15 protein-coding genes, 8 pseudogenes and 1 riboswitch are annotated in these 14,850 nt (G+C 75.1%); of the genes and pseudogenes, 19 read left to right on the top strand and 4 right to left on the bottom strand.

The genetic code is table 11. The annotated features are described in order from the left end of the window. Positions 1-16 precede the first annotated feature (16 nt). From cobJ to cobC, 14 genes and pseudogenes are all read left to right on the top strand, one after another. Positions 17-1,360: a precorrin-3B C(17)-methyltransferase gene (cobJ, locus tag G5V59_RS00740; protein WP_341351110.1), complete on the top strand. Its 1,344-nt coding sequence runs from the start codon at positions 17-19 to the stop codon at positions 1,358-1,360. Next, on the top strand, positions 1,348-2,235 hold the full coding sequence (gene cbiE, locus G5V59_RS00735) for a precorrin-6y C5,15-methyltransferase (decarboxylating) subunit CbiE (RefSeq protein WP_278255264.1): 888 nt from the start codon (positions 1,348-1,350) through the stop codon (positions 2,233-2,235). The genes cobJ and cbiE overlap by 13 nt, the downstream gene beginning before the upstream one ends. Then, a complete protein-coding gene (locus G5V59_RS00730; RefSeq protein ID WP_278255263.1) occupies positions 2,232-2,435 on the top strand; it encodes a hypothetical protein in 204 nt (67 codons plus the stop codon). Before cbiE ends, G5V59_RS00730 begins: the two co-directional genes overlap by 4 nt. A 100-nt stretch (positions 2,436-2,535) precedes the next feature. Continuing rightward, positions 2,536-2,664, top strand: a pseudogene (locus tag G5V59_RS00725) (SAM-dependent methyltransferase); the annotation flags it as partial. Next, positions 2,612-2,782, top strand: a pseudogene (locus G5V59_RS35410) (hypothetical protein); the annotation flags it as partial. The pseudogenes G5V59_RS00725 and G5V59_RS35410, both read left to right, overlap by 53 nt. Positions 2,783-2,852: 70 nt before the next feature. Next, the gene (locus G5V59_RS00715; protein WP_278255262.1) at positions 2,853-3,308 is read left to right on the top strand and encodes a hypothetical protein; all 456 of its coding nucleotides are present in this window, start codon (positions 2,853-2,855) and stop codon (positions 3,306-3,308) included. A gap of 135 nt (positions 3,309-3,443) precedes the next feature. Beyond that, positions 3,444-3,830: pseudogene (locus G5V59_RS00710) on the top strand (hypothetical protein); the annotation flags it as partial. Between the two features lie 160 nt (positions 3,831-3,990). Next, positions 3,991-4,407: a hypothetical protein gene (locus G5V59_RS00705; protein ID WP_278255261.1), complete on the top strand. Its 417-nt coding sequence runs from the start codon at positions 3,991-3,993 to the stop codon at positions 4,405-4,407. Positions 4,408-4,603: 196 nt separating this feature from the next. Beyond that, complete coding sequence (locus G5V59_RS00700; RefSeq protein ID WP_278255260.1) at positions 4,604-5,383, top strand: VWA domain-containing protein; 780 nt, start codon at positions 4,604-4,606, stop codon at positions 5,381-5,383. Beyond that, positions 5,380-6,024 (top strand): 5,6-dimethylbenzimidazole synthase, encoded by a 645-nt coding sequence (gene bluB, locus G5V59_RS00695; RefSeq protein ID WP_278255259.1) that lies wholly within the window; start codon positions 5,380-5,382, stop codon positions 6,022-6,024. The genes G5V59_RS00700 and bluB overlap by 4 nt, the downstream gene beginning before the upstream one ends. Beyond that, positions 6,017-6,614: pseudogene (gene cobO / locus G5V59_RS00690) on the top strand (cob(I)yrinic acid a,c-diamide adenosyltransferase). Before bluB ends, cobO begins: the two are co-directional and overlap by 8 nt. Next, positions 6,560-7,342 (top strand): annotated as a pseudogene (locus G5V59_RS00685) (cobyrinate a,c-diamide synthase); the annotation flags it as partial. The pseudogenes cobO and G5V59_RS00685, both read left to right, overlap by 55 nt. A gap of 61 nt (positions 7,343-7,403) precedes the next feature. Continuing rightward, positions 7,404-7,847: pseudogene (locus G5V59_RS00680) on the top strand (cobyrinic acid a,c-diamide synthase); the annotation flags it as partial. A 98-nt stretch (positions 7,848-7,945) separates the two neighbouring features. Continuing rightward, complete coding sequence (gene cobC / locus G5V59_RS00675; RefSeq protein ID WP_278259544.1) at positions 7,946-8,983, top strand: Rv2231c family pyridoxal phosphate-dependent protein CobC; 1,038 nt, start codon at positions 7,946-7,948, stop codon at positions 8,981-8,983. Here cobC and G5V59_RS00670 read toward each other — a convergent pair. Continuing rightward, positions 8,931-9,275 carry a GPP34 family phosphoprotein gene (locus tag G5V59_RS00670; RefSeq protein WP_278255258.1) on the bottom strand — a complete coding sequence of 115 codons (345 nt, stop codon included), beginning with the start codon at positions 9,273-9,275 and terminating at the stop codon, positions 8,931-8,933. The two genes, cobC and G5V59_RS00670, sit on opposite strands and share 53 nt — an antisense overlap. After that, positions 9,199-9,597, bottom strand: coding sequence for a GPP34 family phosphoprotein (locus G5V59_RS00665; RefSeq protein WP_278255257.1), 399 nt, complete (start codon positions 9,595-9,597; stop codon positions 9,199-9,201). The genes G5V59_RS00670 and G5V59_RS00665 overlap by 77 nt, the downstream gene beginning before the upstream one ends. A gap of 86 nt (positions 9,598-9,683) precedes the next feature. After that, a riboswitch (cobalamin riboswitch) is annotated at positions 9,684-9,750 on the top strand. 57 nt (positions 9,751-9,807) lie between these two features. Here G5V59_RS00665 and G5V59_RS35405 point away from each other — a divergent pair. From G5V59_RS35405 to G5V59_RS00650, 3 genes and pseudogenes are all read left to right on the top strand, one after another. Beyond that, positions 9,808-10,149: a hypothetical protein gene (locus G5V59_RS35405; RefSeq protein WP_341350805.1), complete on the top strand. Its 342-nt coding sequence runs from the start codon at positions 9,808-9,810 to the stop codon at positions 10,147-10,149. Then, a pseudogene (locus G5V59_RS00655) lies at positions 10,034-11,128 on the top strand (CbtA family protein); the annotation flags it as partial. The gene G5V59_RS35405 and the pseudogene G5V59_RS00655, both read left to right, overlap by 116 nt. A gap of 109 nt (positions 11,129-11,237) precedes the next feature. Beyond that, complete coding sequence (locus G5V59_RS00650) at positions 11,238-11,753, top strand: cobalamin biosynthesis protein (protein ID WP_278259543.1); 516 nt, start codon at positions 11,238-11,240, stop codon at positions 11,751-11,753. Positions 11,754-11,761: 8 nt separating this feature from the next. Here G5V59_RS00650 and G5V59_RS00645 read toward each other — a convergent pair whose 3' ends face one another. Further along, entirely contained in the window at positions 11,762-11,902 is a 141-nt protein-coding gene (locus G5V59_RS00645) for a hypothetical protein (RefSeq protein WP_278255255.1), read from the bottom strand. 17 nt (positions 11,903-11,919) lie between these two features. On the opposite strand from G5V59_RS00645, the gene G5V59_RS00640 reads away from it, so the two are divergent. Together G5V59_RS00640 and G5V59_RS35400 are read left to right on the top strand one after the other, a co-directional pair. After that, positions 11,920-12,663: an SDR family NAD(P)-dependent oxidoreductase gene (locus G5V59_RS00640; protein ID WP_278255254.1), complete on the top strand. Its 744-nt coding sequence runs from the start codon at positions 11,920-11,922 to the stop codon at positions 12,661-12,663. A 275-nt stretch (positions 12,664-12,938) separates the two neighbouring features. Continuing rightward, positions 12,939-13,370: pseudogene (locus tag G5V59_RS35400) on the top strand (hypothetical protein); the annotation flags it as partial. A gap of 121 nt (positions 13,371-13,491) precedes the next feature. Here the strand turns inward: G5V59_RS35400 and G5V59_RS35395 are convergent. Then, the gene (locus G5V59_RS35395; RefSeq protein WP_341350804.1) at positions 13,492-14,574 is read right to left on the bottom strand and encodes a helix-turn-helix domain-containing protein; all 1,083 of its coding nucleotides are present in this window, start codon (positions 14,572-14,574) and stop codon (positions 13,492-13,494) included. Positions 14,575-14,850 lie beyond the last annotated feature (276 nt).

The raw sequence follows: 14,850 nt of genomic DNA, 5'->3' as shown, positions 1-14,850 counted from the left end.
GCCGTCGAGGAGGAGCCTGCGCTACCCGGTCACGACCGGCACCACCGACCACCCCGGTGGGTACGTCGGCGCGCTGGCCGACTTCTACGACGACTGCGAGGCCCGGCTGGCCGCCCACCTCGACGCCGGCCGCGACGTGGTCCTGCTCGCCGAGGGCGACCCGCTGTTCTACGGCTCCTCGATGTACCTCCTCGACCGCTTCCGGGACCGCTTCCCGGTCGAGGTCGTCCCGGGCGTGCCCGCCTTCGCGGCCGCGACCGCGACCGTGCCCGCCGCCCTGGTGCGGCAGAACGACGTCCTCACCGTGCTCCCCGGCACCCTGCCCGAGCCCGAGTCTGGCCCGCCGCCTCGCCGACACCGACGGCGCGGTGATCATGAAGGCTCGGCCGCACCTTCCCCGCGGTCCGCTCGGCGCTGGAGCAGGCCGGCCGGCTCGACGGCGCGCTCTACGTCGAGCGCGCCTCACAGCCCGAGGAGCGCTGGCTACCGGTGGCCGAGGTGGACGCGGACTCGGTCCCCTACTTCTCCCTGGTCGTGGTGCCCGGCGACTCCGCGCGGCCCTCGTCGGCGGCACGGCTGCGCACCGGTGCCGAGGTGGCGTCCGAGGTCACCGCCGCGGAGCCGGCCGTCGCCGAGCCTGCTCGTCGTCGGCCTCGGCCCGGGGCCCGAGGGCTGGCTGACCCCGGAGGCCTCCGCCGCGCTGGCCGAGGTGTCGCACGTGGTCGGCTATGCGCCGTACGTCAACCGGGTGCCGCAGCGCCCCGGGCTCCAGCGGCACGCCTCGGGCAACACCGTCGAGGTGGACCGTGCCCGCTTCGCGCTCGACCTCGCCCTGCAGGGCGAGCGGGTCGCGGTGGTCTCCGGCGGCGATGCCGGGGTGTTCGGGATGGCGGCGGCGGTCTTCGAGGCGGCGGCCGACCCGGCGTACGCCGACGTACCGGTGCGGGTGCTGCCCGGAGTCAGCGCGATCCAGGCGGTGGCCGCGCGGGCGGGCGCCCCGATCGGCGCGGACTTCGCGGTGATGAGCCTGTCCGACCGGCTCAAGCCGTGGGCGGTCGTCGAGCGGCGGTTGCGGCTGATCGCGGAGGCCGACCTGGTGCTCGGCGTCTACAACCCCGCCTCGCGCTCGCGCCGCGAGCAGGTCGTGGAGATGCAGAAGATCCTGCTCGAGCACCGCTCCCCCGACACCGTCGTGGTGGTGGGCCGCGACGTCGGCCGGGCCGAGGAGTCCCTGAGCGTCACCACCCTCGGCGCGCTCGACACCGACAGCATCGACATGAAGTGCCTGCTCATCGTCGGCGCCTCGGCGACCCGCGTGGAGCCCGGCGGCACCGTCTGGACGCCCCGATGGGTGGACTGAGGATCACCGTCGTCGGCATCGGCGCCGACGGCCACCTCCCGCCCGCGGCGCGCGGCCTGGTCGAGGACGCCGAGGTGCTGCTCGGCGGCGAGCGGCACCTCGCCCTCGTCCCGGCCGTCGCCGGACAGGTCCGGGCCGCCTGGCCCCGTCCGCTGTCCTCGCTCGCCACCTTCCTCGGTGAGTACGACGGCCGACGGATCGTCGCCCTCGCCTCCGGCGACCCGCTGGTGTCCGGGATCGGCAGCACCCTGGTCCGGCTGCTCGGCCCGGACGCGGTGACGGTCGTCCCGGCGGTGTCGTCGGTCGCCCTGGCCCGGGCCCGGATGGGCTGGTCCGCCGAGGAGTCGACGCTCGTGTCCCTGGTCGGTCGAGACGTGGCGGCGCTGCGGCGCGAGTTGGTCGCCGGCGCCCGGCTGCTCGTGCTCTCCTCGGACGAGCACACACCGGCGACCGTGGCCGCGCTGCTGTCCGGCGCCGGCTTCGGGGCGAGCACGATCGAGGTGCTCGGGGACCTGGGTGGGCCCGAGGAGTCCCGGGGCACCTACCCGTGCCCGGTCCCCCGCCTGCACGTGCTCGCGATCGAGGTCGCGGGCGACGGCTTCGCGTCCTGGGCGCCGGGCCTGCCCGACGAGGCCTTCGAGCACGACGGCCAGGCTCACCAAGCGCGACGTCCGCGCCAGCGCCCTCTCCCGGCTCGCGCCCCGCCCCGGCCAGCCTGCTCTGGGACGTCGGCGCGGGTGCCGGCTCGATCGGCATCGAGTGGCTGCGCGCCCACCCGCGCACCGCCGCCGTGGCGGTGGAGGCGGACCCCGAGCGGGCGGAGCGCATCGCGCGCAACGCCGGGACGTTCGGCGTACCGCGGCTGCGGGTGGTGACCGGCCACGCACCCGACGCCCTCGCCGACCTGCCCCGGCCGGACGCGGTCTTCGTCGGCGGCGGTGCCACCGCGCCCGGCCTGCTCGAGCCTGTGCCGCGATCGACTCGCGCCGCACGGGCGACTGGTGGTCCACGGGGTGACCCTGGAGACCGAGGCGCTGCTGGTCGAGGCCTTCCACGCCCACGGCGGCGAGCCTGACCCGGCTCGCGATCGAGCACGTGACCCCGCTCGGCGGGCGGTTCACCGGGTGGACCCCGGCTCGTGCCGTCGTGCAGTGGGCCTGGACCAAGGAGTCCCGATGACCGTGCACTTCGTGGGGGCCGGTCCCGGCGCCGCCGACCTGATCACCCTGCGCGCGGCGACCCTGTTGAGCAGTGCGGACGTCGTGCTCTACCCGGGCACCTACCTCGACGCCGCCGTGCTCTCGCACTGCCGGCCCGAGGCACGGCTCGTCGACACCCAGGAGACTCGACCTCGACCGGATCACCGCAGTCCTCCTCGAGGCACACGCCGCCGGGCAGGACGTCGTCCGGCTGACCTCCGGCGACCCGTCGCTCTACTCCGCGCTGCACGAGCAGACCCGCCGCCTCGACGCGGCCGGGGTGAGCCTGGGACGTGACGCCCGGCGTACCCGCCTACGCCGCCGCCGCGGCCGCCGTCGGTCGCGAGTCGACCGTGCCGCTGGTCACGCAGTCGGTCGTGCTCACCCGCACCCAGGCGCGCTCGACGGCGATGCCGGAGCGGGAGTCCCTGGCGGCGTACGCCGCGACGGGGGCCACGCTCGTCCTGCACCTCGCCATCACCCGCACCCGGGAGCCTGATGGCCGAGTCTCGCCGGGCACTACGGCGAGGACTGCCCGGTCGCGGTGGTCTCCCGTGCGAGCCAGCCGGAGGAGCCTGGTCCTGCGCGGCACCGTCGCCACCATCGCCGGCCTGGTCGAGGACGCGGGGCTGCGGCAGGCCGCGGTGATCCTCGTCGGCCCGGCGCTGGCCGCCGACGACCAGCGCTCCGACTCCGAGTCCTACCTCTACTCCACCGAACGAGTGCAACGGAAGGCACGTCTGCGATGAGCCAGCCCCCCGAGAACCGGCACTTCCCGTTCAGCGCGGTCGTCGGCGCCGACGGTCCCGAGGGCCCCGACCCGATGGCCCTCGCGCTGATCCTGACCACCATCGCCCCCGAGGTCGGCGGCGTCCTGGTCCGCGGTGAGAAGGGCACCGCCAAGTCCACCATCGTGCGCGCGCTCGCCGCGGTGCTGCCGCCGATCGAGGTCGTCGCCGGCGACCGGTTCTCCTCCGACCCCGCCGACCCCGGGACCTCGCCGGACGGCCCGTTCGGCCCCGACGCGCCGACCGAGACCCGGCCGGTGCGCCTGGTCGAGCCTGCCCGTCGGCGCGACCGAGGACCGCGTCCTCGGCTCGCTGCACCTGGAGCGCGCGCTGTCCGAGGGCAAGGCGGAGTACGAGCCCGGGCTGCTGGCCCGCGCCCACCGCGGGATCCTGTACGTCGACGAGGTCAACCTCCTGCACGACCACCTCGTCGACCTGCTGCTCGACGCCGCCGCCATGGGCCGCTCGACCGTCGAGCGCGACGGGGTCTCCGTCGAGCACGCCGCCCGCTTCGTCCTCGTCGGCACGATGAACCCCGAGGAGGGCGAGCTGCGCCCGCAGCCTGCTCGACCGGTTCGGGCTCACCGTCGAGGTCACCGCCCCGCGCGACCCGGCGCTGCGGGCCGAGGTGGTCCGCCGCCGGATGGCGTACGACGCCGATCCCACCACCTTCGCCGCCACCTACGCCGACGCCGAGGCGGCGCTGCGGCAGCGGATCGCCGACGCCCAGGCCCTCGTCGGCAGCGTCCGGCTGACCGACGCTGCGCTGCTCAAGATCGCCGAGGTGTGCGCGGCCTTCGACGTCGACGGCCTGCGCGCCGACATCGTCACCGCCCGGACCGCCGTCGCGCACGCCGCCTGGGCGGGCCGCTCGCAGGTGATCCTCGACGACATCCGGGTCGCTGCCACGCTGGCCCTGCCGCACCGCCGGCGGCGCAAGCCGTTCGACGCGCCGGGCCTCGACGAGGACCTGCTCGACCAGGCGCTCGGCGACGACGAGCCTGCCTCCCGAGGACCCGACGGACCCCGAGCCCGACGGCCCCGGTCCGGACGGCCCTGACTCGGACGGCCCCGGCCCGGACGGCCCGGACGGCCCTCAGCCCGACGGCTCCGACTCGATGTCGGAAGCCCCCAAGTCGACGGAGGAAACCCCCAACTCGACCGGGGAAACCCCCAACTCGACGGAGGAAACCACCAACTCGACGGGGGAAAGTCCCCACTCGACGGTGGGGGCGGGCCAGACGTACCGGACCCGCTTGCTGGCGGTCCGGGGCGTCGGCTCGGGCACGGCCGGACGGCGCAGCCGCGCCCGCACCAGCAACGGCCGGCGGATCGGCGCGAGCCTGCCGACCGGGGACCGCGCGGGGGCGATCCACCTGACCGAGACCATTCGCGCCGCCGCGCCGCACCAGGGCGTCCGGGGGCGCACCGGCGGCCGGCTGCTGCTCCGGCCGGCGGACCTGCGGGTCGCCGTACGGGAGGGCCGGGAGTCGAACCTGGTGCTCTTCTGCGTCGACGCGTCCGGCTCGATGGCCGCGCGCAAGCGGATGGAGCAGGTCAAGACAGCCGTGCTGAGCCTGCTGCTCGACGCCTACCAGCGTCGCGACAAGGTCGGCCTGGTGACCTTCCGCGGCAGCGGCGCCGAGGTGGCCCTGCCGCCGACGCACTCCGTGGACGCGGCCGCCCAGCGCCTCGAGGAGGTGCCGGCCGGTGGCCGCACGCCGCTCGCCGAGGGTCTGCTGGAGGCCGCGCACCTGCTCGCCGTCGAGCGCACCCGCGACCCGCAGCGCCGCGCCCTGCTCGTCGTCGTCACCGACGGCCGCGCCACCTCGGGTGCCGACGCGGTCGCCCGATCGCGCGCCGCCGCGGGCCTGCTCGCCGAGTCCGGCACCACGGTCGTCGTCGTGGACTGCGAGTCCGGCCCGATGCGGATGGGCCTGGCCTCCGTCCTCGCCGAGCACCTGGGCGCCGAGCACGTCCCGATCGGCGAGGTCAGCGCCGAGGCTCTCGTCGACGCCGCCCGGCGGGCCGCATGAGCACCCTCGCCGCCGACCTGTACGACGTCATCGAGCGCCGCCGCGACGTGCGCGCCGAGTTCACCGGGGCCCCGGTGGACGAGGAGGTGCTGCTGCGGGTCCTCGGTGCCGCCCACCGGGCCCCGAGCGTGGGGATGAGCCAGCCGTGGGACTTCGTCGTCGTCCGCGACGCCGGCCTGCGCGAGGGCTTCCGGGACCACGTCGCGACCGAGCGGGACACCTTCGCCGCGAGCCTGCCGCCCGAGCGGCGCGCCACCTTCGACCGGATCAAGGTCGAGGGGATCTGCGAGTCCTCGCTGGGCGTCGTCGTCACGCACAGCCAGGCCCGCGGCGGGCAGCACGTGCTCGGCCGGCACGCGATCGCCGACGCCGGGCTCTACTCCACGGTGCTCGCGATCCAGAACCTCTGGCTCGCCGCGACCGCGGAGGGGCTCGGGGTCGGCTGGGTGTCGTTCTACCGCGAGGAGTTCCTGCGCGACCTGCTCGCCATCCCCGCCGACGTGCGCCCGGTCGCCTGGCTGTGCCTGGGCACCGTCAGCCACCTGGAGACCGTGCCCGACCTGGAGCGGCACGGCTGGCGCGCCCGCCGGCCGCTCGCCGACGCGATCCACCACGACCGCTGGGAGGACCACCATGCCTGAGGGCAAGCCGCTCGTCGTACCGCAGGACGGGCTGACCACCCGCCAGCGCCGCAACCGGCCATTGGTGATGGTGCACACCGGCGACGGCAAGGGGAAGTCCACCGCGGCCTTCGGCCTCGCGCTGCGCGGGTGGAACCAGGGCTGGAGCATCGGCATCTTCCAGTTCGTGAAGTCCGCGAAGTGGCGCCTGGGCGAGCAGACCGCCTTCGAGCACCTGCCCACCGACCGGGGCAGCATCGAGTGGCACAAGATGGGCTCGGGCTGGTCCTGGTCGCGCAAGGCGGGGTCCGAGGAGGACCACGCCGCCGACGCCGCGGAGGGCTGGGCCGAGATCAAGCGCCGGATCGCCGCCGAGGAGCACGACCTCTACCTGCTCGACGAGTTCACCTACCCGATCAACTGGGGCTGGGTGGACGTCGACGACGTGATCGAGACCCTGGCCAACCGCCCCGGCCACCAGCACGTCGTGATCACCGGCCGCCGCGCGGACCCGAAGGCTGGTCGAGGCCGCCGACCTGGTCACCGAGATGACCAAGGTCAAGCACCCGATGGACCTGGGCCAGAAGGGCCAGAAGGGCATCGAGTGGTAGCCCTTCCCCGGCTCGTCGTCGCCGCTCCGGCCACCGGCCAGGGCAAGACGACGGTGGCCACCGGCCTGATGGCCGCGCTGCGCCGGGCCGGGCACGAGGTGAGCGGGCACAAGGTCGGCCCCGACTACATCGACCCCGGCTACCACGCGCTCGCCTGCGGGCGCCCCGGCCGCAACCTCGACCCGCACCTGGTCGGGGAGCCGCTCGTCGCCCCCCTGCTGCGACACGGCGCCCGGGGCGTCGACGTCGCGGTGATCGAGGGCGTGATGGGCCTCTTCGACGGACGGATCGGCGGCGACGGCTTCTCCTCGACCGCCCACGTCGCCGCGCTGACCCGCTCCCCGGTGGTGCTCGTCGTCGACATCTCCCGCTCCTCGCGCACCATCGGCGCACTCGTCCACGGGATGTCCACCTGGGACCCGGGCGTCCAGGTGGCGGGCGTGATCCTGAACCAGGCCGGCTCGGTGAGGCACGCTGAGGAGGTGCGCTCCTCCCTCTCGGTACCTGTGCTGGGCGTCATCCCCCGCGACGCGTCCATCGCGACGCCCTCGCGCCACCTCGGCCTGGTCACCGCCGCCGAGCGCGGCGAGTCCGAGTCCGTGGTCGCCCGGCTGGCCGAGGTGGTCGCCGAGCACGTGGACCTCGACGCGGTGCTCGGCATCGCCCGCTCGGCGTCGGCGCTCGACGTCGAGCCGTGGTCGCCGCCACCGGCCCGGGCCGGCGCGCGTCGTACGGTCGCCGTGGCCGCGGGCCGCGCCTTCACCTTCCAGTACGCCGAGACGGCCGAGTCTGCTGGCGGCCCACGGCTGCGACGTCGCCCCCTTCGACCCCGCGCACGACAGCGCGCTGCCCGACGGCACGGCCGGGCTCTACCTCGGCGGCGGCTTCCCGGAGGTGCACGCCGCCGACCTGTCCGCGAACACCGCGCTGCTCGCCGAGATCCGCACGGCCGTGCTCGACGGGCTGCCGACGGTGGCCGAGTGCGCGGGCCTGCTCTACCTGTGCCGGACCCTCGACGGCGTGCCCATGGCCGGCGTGCTCGACGCCGACGCCGCGATGACCGCCCGGCTCACCCTGCGCTACCCCGAGGCCACCGGCCCGGGCGACAGCCTGCTCACCCGCGCCGGGGAGAGGGTGACCGGGCACGAGTTCCACCGCACCACGGTCACCCCGGCGAGTGCCGGGGGCGCCGGGGGTGCCGGGGGTGCCGCCTGGCGCATCGACGGCGTCGACGTCGGCTTCGCGACGCCGACCCTGCACGCGTCGTACCTGCACACGCACTGGGCCGGCCATCCGCAGGCTCGCCGCCCGCTTCGCCGAGGCGGTGCACCGTGGATGACCCGCTGCGCCACCACGGCGACGTCGAGGCCCGCAGCGCGGACCTCGACCTCGCCGTCAACGTGTACGACGGACCGCGACCGCGCTGGCTCGACGAGGCCCTGCGTGCCTCGCTCGACGAGGTCGGCGCCTACCCGGACGCGAGCCGCGCGCAGGCGGCCGTCGCCGCCCACCACGGTCGGCCCGTCGACGGGGTCCTGGTCACCGCCGGCGCGGCCGAGGTGTTCACCCTGGTGGCCCGGCTGCGACCGTGGCGGCACCCGGTCGTCGTGCACCCGCAGTTCACCGAGCCGCACGCCGCGCTGGAGCAGGCCGGTTGCCGGGTCCGCTCGCTGGTCCTGCCCCCGCCGTTCGTGCTCGACCCGGCCCTGGTGCCCGACGAGGCGGACCTCGTCGTGCTCGGGAACCCCACGAACCCGACCGGCGTGCTGCACCCCGCCGAGGCGATCCGCCCGCTGCTGCGGCGCGGCCGGGTGGTGGTGGTCGACGAGGCGTTCATGGACTGCGTGCCGGGCGAGCGGGAGTCGCTGGCCGGCGTACGGCTGCCGGGGCTGGTGGTCGTCCGCTCGCTGACCAAGCACTGGGGCATCCCCGGCATCCGCGCCGGGTACGTCGTCGGGGACGCCCTCGTCGTCGCCGGGCTCGCCCTCAACCAGACCCCCTGGTCGGTCGGCAGCACGGCCGCGGCCGCCGTCGTGGCCTGCACCTCCCCCGCGGCGGTGACCGAGGCGCGGCGCCGCGCGGAGGAGATCCGCGACGGCCGCGAGCACCTGGAGAAGGGACTCGCCGACCTCGGCATCGAGCACCTGCCCTCGACCGCGTCCTTCGTGCTCGCCCGGGTCGGTGCGGGCGTCCACGACGCACTGCGCGACGAGGGCATCGCCGTCCGCCGCGCCGACACCTTTCCCGGACTCGACGGCGGCTGGGTCCGGATCGCGGTCCGCCGCCCGGAGGTGACCGACCGGCTGATCGACGCGCTCAGGAGGACGCGGCCCCGCCCCCCGTCGCCGCCACCATCGCCGCAGCGCTGATCGCCGCGGTCGCCGCCGTCACCGCGGCCTTCGCCGCCGTACCTGCCCAGTCGCCCGCCGCGACGTCCTTCGCCCGGCGCTGCGCGTCGCGGCGCTGGCCCTTCGGCACGAGGTGCTTCACCACGTCGCCCGCGTGGAGCAGGCCCACCAGGGGGCCGGTGCGCTCGTCGGGCGTCGCCCCCGCCAGCACGGCGCGGACCTCGGCGAGGAGCCCGTCACGCCGCGCGCTGTCGCGGACGTCGTACCGGGTGACGGGGAGGATGCCGAGCAGCCGCTCCTTGCGTGCGGTCACCGCCTGCTCGGCGGCGAGCCTGGTCGAGCACGTCCTCGCGCACCCGCTTGCCGATCCTCGGCACGAGGTTGCGCACCCGGACCTCGCTGCCGGGCTTGAGCCGGGTCAGTGCCCGGTCGTGCGGTGCGCTGCCGAGCGGCGCGCCGCTGAGCAGGCGCGCCTTGGCCCACTTGGGGTCTCCCTCGACAGCGCACCGCTCGGCGAGCACGAGGTCCACGAGGACCGCGCCGCCCAGCACGGGAACCGTGGCGGTGGATCCGAGCAGGCTGCGCCCGGTGGTGGGATCGAGCGTCAGCAGGACCAGGTCCGAGGCGATGGTCATGGCCCGAGCCTAGGCATCCTGTCCACGCCCGCGCTCCCTCTGTCCCTCGACCCACACCATGCCCTAGGCTCGGCCTGCACGCCCGAGGAAGCCGGTGAGAGTCCGGCACAGTCGCGCTACTGTGACACCGCCCGTGCGGCGGTGGAGTCAGACCCGACGGTGTGCAACCCATCCGTACGACAGGGACGCAGAATCCCTGAGGAGGCACACATGTCGCAGACCACCGCCACCCCCACCGCGGTCGTCACCGTCCCGGTCGTCCCGCTGCTGAAGTCTGGGCACCTGGGTCGTCTTCTTCGGACTGCTCGCGATGCTGGCGATCTTCTTCGTCAGCGCCGACCAGGGCGCGCTCTCGCTGCCCGCCGGCAACGCCGTCCACGAGTGGGTGCACGACGCGCGCCACCTGCTCGGCTACCCCTGCCACTGAGCCGCGGCCGTGACCGCGTCGAGGGACGAGTCTGTCCTCAGCCCGGCCGCCTTCCTGCTGCGCGGCCTCGCCGTCGGCCCGGCGGCCGGCCTGATCGCCTTCGTGGTGGCCTTCGCCTTCGGTGAGCCCTACGTCGACGACGCCATCGGCATCGAGGAGGCCAACGCCGCCCAGGCGCAGGCCGACGAGCCGGCCCACGCCGAGCACGAGAAGGCCGACGAGCAGGACCAGTCCGGGATGGTCGAGGTCTCCCGTGAGAACCAGAAGTCGTGGGGCCTGCTCACCGGCACGCTCGCGATCGGCGCCGCGCTCGGCGGGCTGACCGCGCTCGCGGCGGCGGCCGTGCTCGGCCGCCTCGGGAGCCTGTCCGCCCGCGGGTCGACCGCGCTGGTGGCGCTGCTGGGCTTCGTCGCGGTGGCCCTGGTGCCGTTCGCGAAGTACCCCGCCACGCCTCCCGCCGTCGGCAGCGGCGACACGATCGGCGGCCGGACGGCGTCGTACTTCGGGCTGCTGCTGGTCTCCGTGCTCACGATCATCGCGGTGGTCGTGCTCGCCAACCGCCTGCTCGGCCGCTTCGACGGCTGGACGACGGCGTTGATCGGCGCGGCGATCTACGTCCTCGTGGTGAGCGTCGCGGCACTGCTGCTGCCGACCGTCAACGAGACCCGGCGACTTCCCCGCCGACACGCTCTGGTACTTCCGCCGCTCCTCGCTGATCACCCTCGTCGCGCTCTGGGCGACGATCGGGGTCGGGCTGACGGCACTGATCGGCCGGCTCTACGACCGCGTCGCCGCGGACACCGCGCGCCGCGCGCTCGCCGCGAGCCTCTGAAGGCGCGCGCGGCCGGGCTGCTGCTCGGGTACGCCGCGGACCGGCTCCTCGCCGATCCGCGGCGCCTGCACCCCGTCGCCGGCTTCGGCCAGGTGGCCACCGCCCTGGAGCGCCGGGCCTGGAGCGACGACCGCCCCGCCGGCGTCCGGTACGTCGCCACGCTGGTCGGCGGCGCCGTCGTCCTGGGCCTCGTGGCGGAGCGGGCGCTCCCCCGCACCCTCGCCACGGCCGTCGCGACCTGGGTGGTCCTCGGCGGCACCTCGCTGGACCGCGAGGCGGCAGAGGTCTCCCGGCTGCTCGCGGCCGGCGACCTCCCTGCTGCGCGTCAGCAGGCTGACCCACCTGGTCGGCCGGGACACCTCCCGGCTGGACGAGGCAGAGGTGGTCCGCGCGACCTTGGAGTCGCTGGCGGAGAACACCTCGGACGCGGTCGTCGCGCCACTGGTCTGGGGCGCGGTCGCGGGGGTCCCCGGCCTGCTGGGCTACCGAGCGGCCAACACGCTGGACGCGATGGTCGGGCACCGCAGCCCCCGCTACGAGCGGTTCGGCTGGGCTGCGGCCCGCTTCGACGACCTGGTGAACCTGCCGGGCTCCCGGCTCAGCGCCGCCCTCGCCACCCTGCTCGGCCCCGACCCACGCGCCGCTGCCCGAACCTGGCGGCGCGACGCCGCCGGGCACCCGAGCCCCAACGCCGGGCCGGTGGAGGCGGCGTTCGCGGGCGCGCTCGGCGTACGGCTGGGCGGGAGGAACGACTACGCCGGGCGGGTCGAGCACCGCGCCGTGCTCGGCGACGGTCCGCCGCCCGACCGCGCGGCCCTGGACCAGGCCCGGGCGCTGGCCAGCCGGGTCGGGTACGGCGCCGCGCTCCTCGCCGCGGTCGCCGCCGCCCGTCCCTGAACGATCCGTTACCTTGACGCCATGAGCGCCCTCGGTCTCCTCGCCCGCAGCCCGCGCGCCGCCGTGGCCCGGGCGGTCCGCACCGTCACCGGCGGCGCGAGCCCGCTCGCCGGGCGCACGGTGCTGATCACCGGCGCTTCCTCGGGCATCGGCGAGGCCACGGCCCGTGCCGCGGCCCGGCGCGACGCGGTCGTGCTGCTCGTCGCCCGCCGTGCCGCCGAGCCTGGACCGGGTGCGGGAGGCGATCGAGGCCGAGGGCGGCACCGCCCACACCTACGTCGCGGACCTGGCCGACCACGACTCCGTCGACGCGCTCGTGTCGCGGGTGCTCGCCGACCACCGGGTGGTCGACTACCTCGTCAACAACGCGGGCCACTCGATCCGCCGCTCGCTGGTGCTGACCCACGACCGCTTCCACGACTTCGAGCGGATGATGGCGGTCAACTACTTCGGCCCGGTCCGGCTGACGATGGGCCTGGTGCCGGCGATGCGCGCGCAGCGCTTCGGCCACGTGGTCAACATCGTGACCTGGGGCAACCAGATCCGCGCGCCCAAGTTCGCGGCGTACATCGCGGCGAAGTCCGCCCTCGACGTCTTCGGCCGGATCCTCGGCCGGGAGCTGTTCTTCGACAACGTCACCTGCACCAACATGCGGGTGCAGATCGTGCGCACGCCGATGATCGGCCCCACCACGGCGTACGACGGCCGGGGCGAGTCGCCCGAGCACTGCGCCGAGCGCGTCGTGCGCGCCCTGGAGGACCGCCCGATCACGGTCGACGGCGCCTTCGGGACCTTCTACGCAGCGTTCAACGTGGTCACCCCGCGCCTCGCGGACCTGGTGATGGCGCTCGCGCACCGGCACGAGCCGGACTCGGCGGCGGCGCGGGCCTCGGTCACCGCGACGCGCTGAACCGGAGGTATCAGGCGGTCCGGTCCCGGACTCCGAGAGGTGTCGGTCACACCCCTCGGAAAGGAAACCAGACATGCACCTCCCTCCGCCCAGCACCCTCGCCCGGGCCGTCCCGGCCGGGTTGCTCGCCCTCGCCCTCGGAGCCGTCTCGACGGTCGCCGCCGGCGCCGACCCGGGCGTCAGCCCGCGGCACTACACCGGCGCCCTGGCACCCGGCGGCTCGGTGACGATCACCAAGACGGTCCAGACCCCGCCCATCCCCCCCGAACCCGGACATCGTCTTCCTGGCGGACACCACCACCAGCATGGGCGCCAGCATCGGCAACGTGCAGGCCAACGCGACCGGCATCGTCAGCCAGATCCGTGCGGCCCAGCCCTCGGCCCGGTTCGCCGTCGCCGACTACAAGGACACCGACGACCCCGGCGGCTACTTCGTGCTGCGCCAGCGAGCCACGGCCGACCCCACCGCGGTGACCAACGGGATCGCCGCCTGGACCCCGCTCTCCGGCGGCGGCAGCGACGCCCCCGAGGACTGGCTGGGCGCGCTCGCCCAGGTCCCCGGCGCGGTGGACTTCCGCGCCGACGGCAGCCCGATCGTGGTGATGTTCGGCGACTCGACCAGCCACGACCCCTCCGCCGGGGTGTCGCTCGCCTCGGCCACCGCGGCTCTGCAGGCGGCCGGGATCCGGGTCATCGCGATCTCCGTCCCCGGTGCCGACGGCTACCTGTGGGACGGGCTGAACTCGACCGGGCAGGCGTCGTACGTGACCTCGCAGACGGGCGGCACGCTCACCAGCGCCGACCCCGGGGAGGTCTCGGACGTGATCCTCAGCCAGCCTGCAGAACCTGCCGGCCGCGGTCACGCACAGCGTCTCCTGCGACCCGGGCGTGAGCGCCACCCTGACGCCCACCTCGCCGACGAGCGTCACCAGCGGGGGGTCGGTCACCTACGACGAGACCATCACCCTGGCCGCGGACGCACCCCAGGGCGAGACGGTCTCCTGCACGGTCTCCTTCGCGGTCAACGGCACCGTGCCGGGTCCGGAGTTCGTGCAGACCGTCGACATCGCGGTCCAGGACGTGACCCCGCCGGTCGTCACGGTGGAGAGCAGGACGGTCGAGGCGACCAGCCCGGCCGGCGCCGTCGTGTCGTACGACGCGAGCGCGGTCGACAACGTCGACGGTCCGCTCACGCCGACCTGCGTCCCGCCGTCCGGATCGCAGTTCCCGCTCGGCACCACGCCGACGACCTGCACCGCCACCGACGCCGCCGGCAACACCGGCACCGGCGCCGGCACCATCCGGGTCGTCGACACCACCCCGCCGAGCGTCGCCTGCCCCGAGTCCACCAACCCGGGCGGCACCGTGCCCAAGGCGGGCGGCACCCGGCCGAACCCGCAGGGGCAGAACCAGGACGGCTTCTACCGGCTCGACGCCACCGACGCCGTGGACACCGACCCCGACGTCTACCTGCGCGACACCGGCAGCGGCCACGTCTGGGGACCGTTCGCCAGCGGCCAGAAGATCAAGTACACCCAGGCCAGGTCGGGGCCGGCGCAGAAGTCGATGCCCGGCGACATCCTGCACCTGACCGGCACGGGTGACGCGGAGCCTGTACGCCGTGGACTTCTCCGGCAACAGCGCGGCCCCGGTCGCGTGCCGGGTCCCGGCGCCGCCGAAGTAGGCCGCCGAGGCGGTCAGGCCACCGTCCTCGGGCCGGTCACCTCGGTGGCCGGCCCGATGATGGCGTCGGCGTTGCGGCCGACCCAGCGCAGCAGCGGGACGAGCACCTCGGCGAGGCTCCTCGCCGAGCGGGGTCAGGCTGTAGTCCACGCGCGGCGGCATCACCGGCTGCTGCTCGCGGTGCACGAGGCCGTCGGCCTCCAGGGTGCGCAGGGTCTGGGCGAGCATCTTCTCGCTGATGCCCTCGGCGCGCCGGCGCAGTCTCGCTCCAGCGTTGGGTGCCGTCGGTGAGCGAGACCAGCACGAGCACGCCCCACTTGCTCATCACGTGGTCCAGCAGCACCCGGCTGGAGCAGGCCGCCGGGAAGACGCCGCCGGGGTAGGTCTCGAAGATGCTTTCCGCCACGGAAGTACCTTACTTCAAAGTGCGTACTAACTCTCGGGAAGCAACTCCCCCACGCCCCCGTTGACGACGGACGTACCCCACACCGTTCCTCGGAAGGA

The organism is Nocardioides convexus (assembly GCF_011090295.1).
This window is presented reverse-complemented; position numbering and strand designations above follow the sequence as displayed.